The organism is Bradyrhizobium sp. JR3.5 (genome assembly GCF_054057015.1).
The window spans coordinates 152,683-165,687 of sequence record NZ_JBSRYV010000001.1; the positions used below are offsets into that span (position 1 = coordinate 152,683).

The 13,005-nt window shown below is 62.0% G+C and carries 8 protein-coding genes and 4 pseudogenes; 5 read left to right on the top strand and 7 right to left on the bottom strand.

All coding sequences use genetic code 11. The features are described 5' to 3' along the window. Positions 1–987: 987 nt before the first annotated feature. A complete protein-coding gene (locus tag ACVWW1_RS00755) occupies positions 988–2,775 on the bottom strand; it encodes a PHA/PHB synthase family protein (protein WP_456654479.1) in 1,788 nt (595 codons plus the stop codon). A gap of 349 nt (positions 2,776–3,124) precedes the next feature. Then, positions 3,125–3,244, bottom strand: a pseudogene (locus ACVWW1_RS00760) (dodecin domain-containing protein); the annotation flags it as partial. A 302-nt stretch (positions 3,245–3,546) separates the two neighbouring features. Here ACVWW1_RS00760 and ACVWW1_RS00765 point away from each other — a divergent pair. Continuing rightward, positions 3,547–3,810 carry a hypothetical protein gene (locus ACVWW1_RS00765; RefSeq protein ID WP_456654480.1) on the top strand — a complete coding sequence of 88 codons (264 nt, stop codon included), beginning with the start codon at positions 3,547–3,549 and terminating at the stop codon, positions 3,808–3,810. 27 nt (positions 3,811–3,837) lie between these two features. Next, positions 3,838–4,208 (top strand): annotated as a pseudogene (locus tag ACVWW1_RS00770) (hypothetical protein). 109 nt (positions 4,209–4,317) lie between these two features. Here ACVWW1_RS00770 and ACVWW1_RS00775 read toward each other — a convergent pair. Both ACVWW1_RS00775 and ACVWW1_RS00780 read right to left on the bottom strand, forming a co-directional pair. Continuing rightward, positions 4,318–4,764 carry a hypothetical protein gene (locus ACVWW1_RS00775; protein WP_456654481.1) on the bottom strand — a complete coding sequence of 149 codons (447 nt, stop codon included), beginning with the start codon at positions 4,762–4,764 and terminating at the stop codon, positions 4,318–4,320. A gap of 2,030 nt (positions 4,765–6,794) precedes the next feature. Next, positions 6,795–7,206: pseudogene (locus ACVWW1_RS00780) on the bottom strand (hypothetical protein). A 222-nt stretch (positions 7,207–7,428) separates the two neighbouring features. Here ACVWW1_RS00780 and ACVWW1_RS00785 point away from each other — a divergent pair. Then, positions 7,429–7,644, top strand: a complete 216-nt coding sequence (locus tag ACVWW1_RS00785) for a hypothetical protein (protein WP_456654482.1) — start codon at positions 7,429–7,431, stop codon at positions 7,642–7,644. A 215-nt stretch (positions 7,645–7,859) separates the two neighbouring features. Here the strand turns inward: ACVWW1_RS00785 and istA are convergent. The 3 genes and pseudogenes from istA to ACVWW1_RS00800 all read right to left on the bottom strand — a co-directional run. Continuing rightward, a pseudogene (istA, locus tag ACVWW1_RS00790) lies at positions 7,860–9,008 on the bottom strand (IS21 family transposase); the annotation flags it as partial. A 547-nt stretch (positions 9,009–9,555) separates the two neighbouring features. After that, positions 9,556–10,281 (bottom strand): translocation/assembly module TamB domain-containing protein, encoded by a 726-nt coding sequence (locus ACVWW1_RS00795; RefSeq protein ID WP_456654483.1) that lies wholly within the window; start codon positions 10,279–10,281, stop codon positions 9,556–9,558. Continuing rightward, a complete protein-coding gene (locus ACVWW1_RS00800; RefSeq protein ID WP_456654484.1) occupies positions 10,235–10,825 on the bottom strand; it encodes a translocation/assembly module TamB domain-containing protein in 591 nt (196 codons plus the stop codon). The genes ACVWW1_RS00795 and ACVWW1_RS00800 overlap by 47 nt, the downstream gene beginning before the upstream one ends. Before the next feature lie 415 nt (positions 10,826–11,240). Here ACVWW1_RS00800 and ACVWW1_RS00805 point away from each other — a divergent pair, with 415 nt between their 5' ends. Together ACVWW1_RS00805 and ACVWW1_RS00810 are read left to right on the top strand one after the other, a co-directional pair. Further along, a complete protein-coding gene (locus ACVWW1_RS00805; RefSeq protein WP_456654485.1) occupies positions 11,241–11,450 on the top strand; it encodes a hypothetical protein in 210 nt (69 codons plus the stop codon). A gap of 69 nt (positions 11,451–11,519) precedes the next feature. Beyond that, complete coding sequence (locus ACVWW1_RS00810) at positions 11,520–12,857, top strand: hypothetical protein (protein ID WP_456654486.1); 1,338 nt, start codon at positions 11,520–11,522, stop codon at positions 12,855–12,857. Positions 12,858–13,005: the final 148 nt, after the last annotated feature.

Sequence of the window (13,005 nt, forward strand, 5' to 3'; positions counted from 1 at the left end):
TACAGGCCGCGCCAGGTCGCGGCGACGGCGCGGCGATATGGCGTTTCGCGCTCGTTGCTGCTGCGATGGCGGCGAGCGTCTCGTCCCGAGCCGCCGGATGCCGCCGATCAGCGCACGAGCGTCATACCGGCGATACAGGTACCGGAACCGGGGGCGACGCCTGGTCCGGTAGAGCCGGCCGGCGGGGCGATCGAGATCGAGTTTGCTGTCGGAGCTCGGATGCGGATTACTGGTGCGGTCGACGCGGCGACGCTGAAGGCGGTTGTGAATAGGCGCCGAACTTTGACCCCATCGGCTTCCAATCATTGACCCCACACGTGAAGAACATTCCGGTGATGGTTCAAGGGATTTGGCGAGGTTGGCGGGGTCAACGTTCGGCGGCGATCCGGGGTCAAACCGTGCGCCGAATAACATGAATGCATCCGCCGATGCGGCAACAGTGCATCATTCTCGCGCGCGTCATCGCGTCGTCCTGTCGGCGTGGCCTCGAGCTTCGCCGCCTTTGCGGGCCCGGCCTACGCGCTGCGTCAGCCGCCGGTTCGGTACCACGACGTTCCCAGCTACAACGATCCATCCAAGTTTGGCGGCCAGTCGCTCGGGGCGGATCCATAGCAGCATAGTCGAGTCAGTGCGCAACGTGATCAGGCGAAGTGCGATGCGTGCCGCCTTGCCTTTGTCCCTGACGGTGGTTCTTTCTATTGCTATCTGCGGGTCCGCCAACGCGGCGTCCGTTCATCGAGCCAAGCCCGGACGCTTCCATGCGCCGCATGTGTTCGTTCCTGCCGCCCAAGACGCGGCTCCGCACGGGCAGTTCGCGGTCCCCGGCTAGTCCGACGACGCAACCCGGCGCTGGCTCAACGATGCCAGTTCGGGCTGGACTCACGCTTGATAGCGGTGCGCGCTTGCCCATCGCACCTAGGGTTTCCGGCGCTTCTTGAGCCCCTCTTGTATTTAACTCCGCCGTGACGGGTGGACTGGCTTCTGTCGTTACGCGACGGCTCTGACGCGCACATAACCGCCCGGGGCGTCCTCGATTACGGGCAGGTTGCCCCCGCCGGGCCGGCGCGCCGGAACCCGCACATCATCCAGGCGGGTCATCCAGGCGTCCCAGACAGGCCACCAGGAGCCCTGATGGCTGGCTGCGTCGGAGAACCATTGGTCGGGATCGGCCGGCAACTCGTCATTGGTCCAGTGGCCATACTTGCTTCCCGGCGCGCTGATGACACCCGCCATGTGGCCTGATGCCGACAATACGAATTTGACTGGACCCGAGTACAGCCGCGTGGCCGCGTAGGTTGATTTCCAAGGTGCGATATGGTCCTCGCGCGTCGACAGGATGAAGGTCGGGATCTTGATCCTGGACAGGTCGATCGGCGTGCCAGCGAGCACAATGCCACCAGGCTTGGCCAGAAGATTTTCGAGATACATCTTCCTTAAGTAGAACGAGTGCATGGCCGCCGGCATCCGCGTCGAGTCCGAATTCCAGAACAGCAGGTCGAACGGAAGGTGCTCCTTGCCGAGCAGATAGTTGTTGACGACGAACGACCAGATCAGGTCGTTCGCACGCAACATGTTGAACGACGTTGCCATGTCATGGGCTTCGAGATATCCGCGCTCGCGCATGCGCCATTCCAGGGAGGCGAGTTGCTCCTTGTCGATAAAGACGGCCATGTCGCCGACCTCGGAGAAATCCACCAGCGTCACGAAATAGGTCGCGCTTGCGATGCGGTCGTCATCATTCGCCGCAAGGTAGGCAGCCGTCGAGGCGAGCAGGGTGCCACCTAGGCAGTAGCCGACCGCGTTGACCTGCCGCTCGCCAGTGGCTCTCTGGATCGCATCCAAAGCCGCCACGGGACCTTCGAGCATGTAGTCTTCGAATCCCTTTCCGGCGAGCTTCTCGTCCGGATTGATCCATGAGATCACGAATACGGTATGGCCCTGGTCGACCGCCCACTTGATCAGCGAGTTCTTCGGCTGGAGGTCGAGAACGTAGAACTTGTTGATCCACGGCGGAATGATGAGGAGCGGCCGCTTCCGAACGTCGGCCGTCGAGGGAGTGTACTGGATCAGCTGCATCAGGTTGTTCTGGAAGATGACCTTTCCCGGCGTCGTCGCGATGTTTTCGCCGAGCCGGAAAGCCTTCATATCGGTCATCGTGATCGACAGGCGGCCGTCGCCGCGATCGAGATCGGAAAGCAGGTTCTCCAGCCCGCGGAGCAGGTTCTGTCCCCCGGTATCCAGCGTGGCCTTGAGGACCTCAGGATTGGTTGCGACGAAGTTCGAGGGAGAAATGGCGTCGACGAACTGACGGGTGTAGAAATCGACCTTGCGAGCCGAGCTTTCATCCATGCCCTTGACGTCCCTGACGGTCGAAAGGATCGACTTGGCGACGACGAGATAGCTCTCCTTGACGTAGTTGAAGACCGCATTCTCGGTCCAATCCGGGTGTTTGAATCGCTTGTCCGACGGCTTTTCGGCTTCGGAAGGACGCGTTGTCCACATGCGCTCTGCGGTCTTCTGCCAAAGCGCTACGCTCTCGTTGAAGAGGTCGATCTGGGCCTTCGCGGCCGGGGTAGGGTGGGACATCACGTTCGTCATGAGGTCGATGAAGTCGAATCCGAGCGTCGAGGTGTCTCCCATGCCGATCCTGGTGGCGTCGGTCTGGCTCGCGGCAAAGCGCTGCATGAGCGATTGGCTCTGCTTCGCTATCGCGTGCAATTGGCCTGCGATGACGAGGGGGTCCCAAGTCGGTGGTTGTGTCGATCGATCTGCCATGGCTCCCTCCCTTGGGCGTTTTCGAAAGACTAACACCGTGGAAATCTAAGACAACGAGGCAATCAGGATCCATGGATCGCAATATGCTCTCCTGGGCGGCGCGCCATTGTCTGCGCGGTTCGAGGTTTGCGTCGCACGAAGGAGACGAACGAGTGGAGCACTTACGCCGCCGCTCTCCAGGGAAATGCCTGGGGCGCGAGGCGGCTGGGCATTCTGTCTCCCTGCCGTGGTCGAGGCGCGTCTCCAAGCCATGTGGTCTGAACAAAGGTATGAAAATCCGGCGACCGCGCCTGACATCTTTCTCCAACCAGCCAAACCTCGCCCCGCAAGCGGGGCGAGGTGGTGAGGCTCAGGTGCCCTCAAATTTGAACGATACGTTGAGCTTGGCGCGATAGGCTTCTACTTTTCCTTTTTCATCCAGTTGCATATCGAGTTTGACGACCTCGGCAACGCGGAGATCTCGCAGAGATTTTGCAGCTTGCTCGACCGCATTGGTGGCGGCCTTTTCCCAGGAGTCGTTGCTGGTACCCGATCAGCTCAATGACCTTGTAGACGCTCTCAGGCATGTCGTCCTCCCGTCCAGTGTGAAGCAGGGAGCAGGTGCACCCTGCCGTTGTCGAGCCTAGCATCAAGATATCGGCGACGATACGACCCACATGATCTCAGGGACGTCGTCTTGGAGCCGAGAAGGGGCGGACACCGGCCTGCCGAGAACGTCCGATCAACTTCCGTGCGAGGCGTCGATCGTGCTTGACGCCAGAGGCACACCGGATGTTCTCGGCGATCTCGGAGGCGCAATATGATGAAGTCTCTGAGTGCCTCGATATCGCACGGCTTGCGCAGTATTTTCAGGTTTGGGAGAGCTGCCTTTGCAGCATCACTATAGTCGTCGTAAGCGCTACCGGCAATTTGGGAAACCGCGAGCGAATTTCTCTCGCCAGCCCGGCGCCGTCGATGGTCCCCGGCATCACGATATCGCTGAAGACGAGATCGATCCTTGCCGGCCTCAAGCAGTTTCAATGCGGCTTTGGCTGAATCTCGATATATGGTCTCGTAGCGAAGATGTTCGGACGCGTAGCTGGCTTCATTACGCCATCGCGTGCCGAAACCGGTCAAGTCGGCGTGATCTTCACCAAAGGCGGATTCATCGTTGGGGTCGGCGGCGGTGAGGGCGTGCTCGTCCTTCGCGGCAAGCGTTTACGGTGTCAGGCATAAGCGTCGGTTCACGATCGGCGCCTCGACTACCAAGATTGTCGGTCGGGCCATCAATCTCAGAGGACCCGGCCTCGATCGAGGGCTCCTGCCCTGTGCGGGCGGCGCCTTGCGGTATCCAATTTGCAGAACGCCAATGACGTGATCCTGAGCTCAGCGGCCCGGAGGTGGGCGCCAAGATATCGGCTGCCGTGGGCGGAGTCACGATACGTCTGAAGTAGGCCGATGCGAGCGGCTTCCGACGAATGGTCACAGGGCTACGGCCCTTCTGCGCAACCAATTTCCATCGATATGTAGCTCTAATGTCTCACAGGCGTCGACCAGGTTGGCTTACCAGACGCCATTTCCGAACCACCCAAATCTCCACTGCCGCGCGACCTGCAATGCGGGTGGCCTCGCACGTTTCTTTGTAATTTTGCGAAAGCGCTGTTGCTTTGACTCTTGCATTCTTGATGCGGACGGTCGTAGCTGGATGGCATCGGGCGGCCGCAGCTGCGCCATTGCATCCCGCTCCTTGGTTCTGGCGGGAACGTCGATGAGCGAAGGCGTGGCGACGATGCTGCCCTCTGTACTCGCGAGTTGCGGAGGAATGATTTTCGGGGCGCTGGTATCATAAATAATGCGCTCCGGCCATTTCCGATCGGAATGAATGCGGATGATGAAAGGTTTGCTATCTGCGCCTGCCGTGACTTGCGACCTTGCAAGATATGCATTGGAAATGAACAGCAGCACGAGCAGCACTGCGCCAACAACGAGAAAATATCTCGCCAAGGGCATTCGTGGCTCCTTCACCCCGCCCAGGTCTGATAAGCATTGATCTAGGAGATGATGCCAAACTCTCAATCGCGACTAATACCGCGCACCAACAGCAGCCCGGTCCCCTTTAACGGGGATCGGGTTCTGCCATAGCGTTAGTAGCACGGTGGGTAGGGCGCGTATCCGCAGCGAACGGCAGCAGCTCCGACGGCAGCAGCTCCGACGCCTACGGCCACTCCAGGCCGTACGCCAACGCCACGGGCGCCGACGCCAACACCATGGTGACCAACGCCAGCGCCATGGTGAACGCCGCCCGCGCCACGACCACCGCGCGCCAACGCGTCAGTTGAAACCATCGCGAGACAGCCCGTTCCAATGATGGCAGATGCGGCAATAGCGATAAAGGTTTTACGTGACATAATTGATCTCCTTTCCAAGGTTGATCAATGTTATGTTATCCTTCCAGCGTAGGTTTGGATTGATCTGGAGCAAGAACGTAGCAGCTTCTCTACTGGGCCATACCGTGGTCGCGGTCTACAATTCGGCTCTCAAGGGCATTCGCGATCAGCCTGCCTATCTCCTCGCCTTGTAGAGGCGGGTCGTATCCTTCCACAACGAGGAAGTGCTCGGCTCGGAGCGAGGCATCGTATCTTCTTACAATTTTCGATCTTGCGTCGCTCGGGAAACACGAGGCCTTTCAGGCGAGGGCCAGACAACTGTGCCCGCCTCCAACACGATGATCCAGTTCTTATCTTGTGACGTTCTGCGGATGGATCCGGATCAGATGACTTGGTACTTTTTATCGAATGAGGCCCATCGCGATCTCCGCCCATCCTGTGGTCAGGAGGATGCGGCCGGACCATTTCGTGGATCGACGCTGGTGCATGGCCGGATGATGGCGCCGATCGCATGCGGAGAGAAGCCGCTAGGAATCGGTCGCCTATGGGTGGCGATCACCAATGGTGGGTCAATTGTCTAGCGCGGTTGGTCCGGATTTTCTTGCCACGTCGTCGAGTGCTCAGAAATCCACTTGGTCGCGTCGTGCTCCGTAACAAAGCCCTTGATAACTTCCGTTTCGCCATCGGGCCATAGAATATCGATCCTCCAGCCAGTGCCGGGATTTTTGCAAGCCATGAAAGCTGGTAGCTGCTCGGTCATCGAGGGAGTATGCGCCGACGGTGGCCAGCTACAAGCCAGTGATCCTGCCACACTCCGCTTTTTGGCCCCGGTCCGCAAACCGACACCGCCGCGAATATTCGGCGCGGTGGCCTGTTTTGATAGAGGTTGGGTAGCTACATATTGAATATCACCGCTCGGCCGCTTGGCAATTTACCGGTGACTGAGAGCATCATGCTCCCGCCTTCCACGAAGCAAGGAAGTGCGTCATGCAGCAACGGCATCCTGTCAAACATTCCACGTCGCTTTATCAACGCTTCAGCGCCGGCGCAAAGAGGCAAGAGGAACTCCACCGGGCATCGAGCGCGAACGACTCCTGCGCAAGGCGCGGCAGGCGGACAACGCCTCCCAGATGACCGAGTGGCTTTCATCTCGCGGTTTGCGAGCACCGATGTGATGGTCGATTACCGCTTTCACGACCGAGGCTTAGCCGTAGACGTCGGTGGCTGAGAGACCGAACGCGCTCCCGCCTGCATAATGAGGGAATTCGTGAGCGCCTGCTTGATGTGTTCGGCCTGTTCCATCGTCAGTTTCTCGGCGAAACGGCCACCTTTTTCCAACTGCGCCGGTCCCTTAAGTACTCGATCGTAAACCATCCAGTCGGTGCTTCCTCTTCGAACAATGAATCTGGCGTGTAGAGGTAGGGTGTTGTTCAATGATACCTCCCCAATTTGTCGGGCCGCTGGTCTCAGAATCACACACCAGGCGACAGTTTATTCCTGAACCGGGACACTGAAATTCCCGGCAGCAAGTCTCGTGCACGGTTCATGCCATCGGCCAGGCATAGGATCGAGAATGTTGCGCAGTCGCATTCAAACCTGCCGGACTTCGTCGGGTTTGTTCGGTTTGGCGACTAGGTCAGTTCTTCATCGGCTCTACCGCTCCGCAGGCCACCAGGTCGACGGCGGGTTCATGACGGAGATCTTTGTGGTCCGGAGTGCCACGAGATGACTGCGCTTATACGACTGGCCCTGCTGGCGGGAGCAGCCCTTGCACCGCAGTAGCGCTCGAGTTCGTGGATCGGCGTCCACTTCGGCCGCCGGACGACATCCAGCGCGACCGTCTGGTGGGTCTCGCAGCCGAGGCACTTCACCTCGAGGTATCGGTAGGCGGCGTTGAGCGCGTCGCCGAGCGCCGGGGACGGCTGGGCCGGCCCCGGAAGGCGAGCATGCGGGCGTTCCACGCCTGGCAGGCCAATATGTCGGCATCCCGTCGAGCATCGGCAGCACGCTCGGCCAGATGGCTGACCGTCGACCCGAACATGTACTCGCGAGACTTGGATCCCATTCCCAATGATCGCGCCGATCCGCGAGGGTGGGAAGCCGCTAGAACTATCGGGCAGCCCGCACCCGCCTACAACGACTTGGTCAATGGGCGCCGGCTATGGCGGGAGAACCGCGCCGAGCCGAGGATTTTCTCCTCGCCGGTAGCGCTCGCCTTCGTGCGGACCCCCTCTGGCCAGCGGGACGAGCGGCTAACCGGTGTCATCCATGGGGAGGATGTCGGCCCATGACGACCGGCGCCTCACCAATCAGTCCGCAGGACGTATCGTTGCTTGAGCCTGTTCGTCGTTGTTTTGATTGCCTCCTGTATGCGGTCGAGATCGGCGCCGTCCCGCGCGGTCACGTTGAGACGCCACTCGTCACTTATGGGATCAACTTCCACATGGGCGATGTATTCGCCCCCGAGAACGCTTCGAAGCTCTCGAAGGGCAATCAGCTCTAGATCCTTTGCAGAGATCATCGTGGTGACCACCGCAGAACTCCTTACAACAACGCGGATAACTCTGACTTAGAGGCCTGTGTTCCTATAGCCCCGAGCGGAGGACGAGCGACGAAATGACACCGAAGCAGGAGCGACCGTCGTGGTTTGCCGCGGCGTGACCGAGGCCCAGGCTCGCAAGATCTATCTCATTAGGTCGAAGATTTGGGTCCGTTCCATCAGATGGTCCTCCGGAGGTTGTCGTAGCGGGCACAATCGGCGATCGGCGCATGGCGAAGCGTCAGGGCAGCCGGTGTCATGATGTTGGCCGGTGGAGCGCGCTCGCGTTGACGGGCCAGGATGTTGAGAACGACATCGGCGGAATGGACGCCGTGACCGAGCGCTTCGGCACAGGCGGCTTCCACCGCGGGCAGACCGTCAGTCAGCACCGCGTTGAGGATGTCGACCATCTGCCGATTGCCATCGTCGGTGCTGGCAAGCCTGCGCCGGATCCGCTCGATAGCGGCTGGCAGCACCCAGTCTTTGAAGGGAGCTCCATTGCGCAAGGCGCCAGGTTTGCGAGCCAGTACCGGCACATAGTGCCAGGGATCGTAGGTCGTCTCGCCGCGCCCGAAGGACCGCTGATGCTCAGCGACGATCCGGCCGTCCTGGCGGATCACGATGCGATCGGCATAAGCCTGGACCTCGACCGGGCGTCCGACTGCGCTCGCCGCCACCGAGTATTTGTTGTTGTCAAAGCGCACCAGACAGGTCTTGGAGATCGAGGCGGGCACGGCATGGAAGCCGTCGAAGCGGCCGGCATACGGAACGAGCTTTGGTCGCTCGGCTTCGAAGACTTCCCAGATGGTTTGGTCCGCAAACTCCGGATGCCGATGCGCTTTGGCGTAAGCGATGCATTTTTCGAGTAGTCAGGCGTTCAGTTCATCCAGCGTCTTGAAGCGCAGCCGTGGCGTGAAGAAGCGTTCGCGGACCAGCCCGACCTGGTTCTCGACTTGGCCCTTCTCCCAGCCCGACGCCGGCGTGCAGGCCACCGGGTCGACCAGGTAGTGGCTGCACATCTGCAGGAAGCGGCGATTGTAGAGGCGTCCCTTGCCGACAAAGATCGTCTCCACCGCGGTCTTCATGTTGTCGTAGATGCTGCGCCTGCGGGCTCCCTTGAACAGCGCAAACGCCCGGTCATGGGCGTCGAACACCATCTCCTGTGTCTCGCGCGGATAGGCCCGCGCGAACAGCATCCGGCTGTGGCAAAGCCGGACGTGAGCCACCTTCACGATCACCGTGACCCCGCTCAGCAGGACCACTTCGTGGCTCCAGTCAAACTGATAGGCCTCGCCGGGGGCAAAACTCAGAGGCACATAGACTGTCGCCAATCTGGCAATTCCGCGATGCTCGACGAAGCATGATTTCGACGCAGCGAGCGCAAATCAGCTCACCGTGGCCGGACGGTGGCTCAAGAATGACCAACTCCTCCGGCGCAAACTCTTCCTCGCAGTGATCACAGTGGATGCTTTCAACCATCCTGCATTTGCTCATGTACTTGTGGCGGAATTCGATGGGCCTCAACCGGCGAGTTTGATTTATTCGCCGTGTTACTGTGGCGCGGACTTTCGCTGGCACCCCCCGCATACGAAAGCCGGAAGCGATTAACCATCAATGACGGAACATCGTCGCGGTAGCTCTGATGATCGAAAGATCGCCACGTTCGACATGAAAATTCGTACTTGCGAGCTCTCTTCACGGGCGCTTGTGAAGCGGCCTCGGTTCGTCCCTCAGACAGGTGCCGAGGCCGCTTCTCGATGCATTTATCGGCTTGCTTATCTGAATTGCGAGCCTCTCGGGCAAGTTTGATTTTGTCGATAGGCTTGATACGCGACACTGACACATGCGATGACTTCGGTAGAAAGTGTTCCCAACTTACCATTCAAAGCGCGTGCCGACTCCGACTGACGTTGCTCCGGTTGCGTCGACATCGGATTCCACGCGGATATGGCGCGTTACGTCTACATTGGCCGACACGCCCGACTGGTTGGCGCTAGCGCCTGTCCGCACCCCCACGCTCAACCTGTCGCCGATCGCGCGCGACGCGCCGACCATTGGGCCGCCTGCGCCGGCGCTCACATCCAGGCTGTCGACGCCGAGCGAGCGGCGCATGCGGTCCATTGTCCCTTCACCACCCCTTGCGAACTGCGCCGCCACCTCCGCGAGCTGCAGGGCCTGCGACGTCGACAGGCTGCCGGACGTCTTCTGGAACAGGATGCGCGACAGAATCTCGTCCTGCGGCAATTCGGGCTGCGACGTGAAAGCGAACACCGGCGCGGCGGCGGGCCCGGAGATGCCGACCTGCGCGGTGATGTCGGAGGCCGAGATCTCCGCAGCAAAGTCGAGCTCGGGGGCAAGATCGCCGTTGAAGGAGAGGTTGCCTTTGGTGAAGGTCAAAGTCTTTCCAAGCACCGCCAGCTTGCCCTGATAGAGCGAGAAGGCACCCTTTGGTACCGGAGCGTTGGTCGTACCGCCCACATGCACGGAGCCGCCGAGCTCCGCAGTCACCCCGCGGCCGTGAATGAAGACGTGGTTCGGTGCCGACACCGAAACGTCAAGCGCGGCATCGAACAGCGCCGCGCGCCCCTTGCTGCCCTTCAAGGCTTCGGCCTTGCGCGCCGGTCGCGAGGCGTGCAGCCGCCTGACCCGAGGCGTTCACATGATTGATGCCGTCGATCGGTTTCAGCGTCGACGGCAGGCGATCAGGAATATCGACGGCGACGTGGGTCAGGTCGACCCGTCCACTGATCCGGGGATCGCGCGCCAGAGCACCGCTGACGTCGATCGCGAGATTGGCCTGCGCGGTCGCAAGCGCACTGGCGGCAAGGGTCGCTTGTTGTCCGCGAATCGAAACCGTGCCGGGGAAACCGGCGTCCGGCGCAACCCGCACCTGGCCAGAGCCCGACAATGTGCCGCCGTTGGGCGTCGTCGCGGTGAGGCGCTCCACGACGATACGGTCGCCCTCGGCGCTGACTTTCGCCTCGATGCCGTCGAAGCGTGTGCCGAGCAGACTGTCGCGGAAGGTGCCTCCGCTCAAGGTGGCGGCACCGCCGATCTGAGGCTTGGCGCGCGTGCCGCCTAGCCGCGCATCGAGCACGACGGTGCCGGACACGATACGGCCGGACGGACGCCGATAGCGCGGCATTCGCGACAGCGGCGTCGAGACGGCCCTTCGCGGTCAGCGCGATCGACCCGGCCGCATCGAGCGGCACCGTGCCCGAGGCGGTGATCGTGCCGGCTTTTCCAGCGGCAATCGTGGAGGCGATGCTTGCGTGGCTTCCCTCGATGCGGCCATCCGCCGCGACGTCGATCGGCGGCAGGCCCGCGCTGCGGCTCTGCGGCGTGGTCAGTTGCTTGACGGTCACCTTGTACTGGCCTGTCGCAGCGCTCGTTGAGCCCGCGATCGTCGCCGAGGCGTCGAGCGTCCCGGCAAGGCCCAGGCCCGGCATCACGACATCGGCCTCGCCGAGCGGGATTGCGCTGGCGATGGCTTTGACGTTGAGCGTCTTGCCGACGCTGCCGTCAACCGTAAAGCGACCGTTGCCGACGCCGAGAGCCAAATGCTCGATCCGCATGCTCCCATCGTCGAGCGTGAAGCTCGCCGGCCCCTGCAACGCGATCGCCCTGGCGCCGCGTCGCGCGGTGAAGCGATTGAGATCGAACCGCGTGAGATCCTTAGCCGTCAGTACCCCTGCGGCATCGAGATCGAAGCCGGCCGCATTGGCCGACAGACCAAGGTTGCTGGTGCCGGCGTTCCCACGCGCGGTTAGCGCGATACTCGAGACGGTCTGACCGGCGATCTCGGCGCCGGTGACCTTGGCGTCGGCGTTGAGCAGCGGATGACGGTAGAGATCGGCCGCATCGGCGCGCAGATCGAAACTGCGGATCGCGGCACCGGCGGCGCGGATTGCCGCGCCCTTGCCGGCAAGACGGACGGATTGCTGGCCGCCATCGACGGATGCGGCGAAATCGAGCGACGCCGAGCCGGCGAGGTCCATCAGGGCAACCGGCGAGAAGTCGGCGAGCGAGCCAGCAGCGAAGCGGAACTGTCCGCGCGCGAGACTCTGCGCATCGATCGTCCCTGCCCCCTTCAAGGACACCGAGCCGATCGCGATGTCGACGGTTTTGGCATCCCATCCGGCGAAGGCCGAAGCAGCTGCGTCGCCGGCTTGACGGCTCACTTGCATGATCCCGCGCGCCGGCTTGCCGTCGATCGAACCGTCGAGCCTGGCATCGACGGTGCAAGGTCCCTTGAAGTCGCTGGCGGTCGCGGCGAGCTCCAGGTGCGGAATCGGGCGCCGCATCGCGGTGGCGTGATCCACCGAGGCCGAGAACGACACGCCGGGACGAGCGAGCCCTCCGGTCAGGCCGACGTCGACAGCTGCCGTGCCCGTGAGGCGCGCATCGGCCGCGGCAAGATCAGGCAAGCTGACATGCGCCGACAGATCACTCGTCTCGCGGGTTACCGTTCCCTTGGCGCGAACCGCGACACGGGCACCGTCGACCGAAACGTCGCGGACTGTGTAGGTATCGTTGCTGCTATCCGCGCCGACATCTGCCGCAAGCGTGACGCGCGGTCCCGTGAGCCCGTCCAGCGCCGCGAGCCCGGTCGCGATCTCCTCGCCGGTGCCGGACAATTTCGCGTCGAAGCGGCCGTGCGCGCGGTCGGCGTCGAGATCGAGTCCGATCGCCACCGAGCCCTTGAGCTTGAACCCGGCGAGATCGCTGAAGCGGCCGAGGTCAGGCATGGTTCCGTTCGCGCGGCCGTGGAGCCGATCGGGGCTGACGTCACCGGCATAGGTGGCCTGGACCGTGGGCGTGCCGATCTCCAGCCGCTCGATGGTGGCGTGGCCGCCCAGATCGGTGCTGCCGTGAAGCACCAGCGAAGCGCTGTTGCCGATGGCGGTTGCGAGACCAGGATCGCGCGGCGCGATACCCAAGGCCCGCAAATTCACATCCAGCACGATATGCGTAGCGAGGTCGCTGGCCTCGGCGCGAGGGATCGCCGTGAGCGAGGCATCGAGCGAGTCGAGATTTCCGTCCGGCAAGCGGGCCCCCGCCATTGCGAGCTTGGCCGTGAGCGTCGGAGCCTTGATCGGTCCATTGACCCTGCTGTCGAAAGCCAGGCTGCGGATCGAACCTTGATCTGTTTCCGTGACGGCGCCATTGCTTGGTAGGGCGCGGATGGAGGCCGAGAAATCCATCATCTTGTCGGCGCCGAGCAACCCCTTCACGTCGAGCCGCGCAAGACGGCTTGTGAGCGTCAGTCCGTCGAGCGCGACGCTGCCGTCGTCGCCGAAATGCGTCGTGCTGTCGAGAGTGGTC

Coding starts and splice junctions, on each gene's coding strand:
- ACVWW1_RS00785 (WP_456654482.1), top strand. CDS start 7,429: ATGACGACCGGCGCCTCACCAATCAGTCCGCAGGACGTATCGTTGCTT.
- ACVWW1_RS00755 (WP_456654479.1), bottom strand. CDS start 2,775: ATGGCAGATCGATCGACACAACCACCGACTTGGGACCCCCTCGTCATC.
- ACVWW1_RS00775 (WP_456654481.1), bottom strand. CDS start 4,764: ATGCCCTTGGCGAGATATTTTCTCGTTGTTGGCGCAGTGCTGCTCGTG.
- ACVWW1_RS00765 (WP_456654480.1), top strand. CDS start 3,547: ATGTTCTCGGCGATCTCGGAGGCGCAATATGATGAAGTCTCTGAGTGC.
- ACVWW1_RS00805 (WP_456654485.1), top strand. CDS start 11,241: ATGCTCGATCCGCATGCTCCCATCGTCGAGCGTGAAGCTCGCCGGCCC.
- ACVWW1_RS00810 (WP_456654486.1), top strand. CDS start 11,520: ATGACGGTAGAGATCGGCCGCATCGGCGCGCAGATCGAAACTGCGGAT.
- ACVWW1_RS00800 (WP_456654484.1), bottom strand. CDS start 10,825: ATGCCGCGCTATCGGCGTCCGTCCGGCCGTATCGTGTCCGGCACCGTC.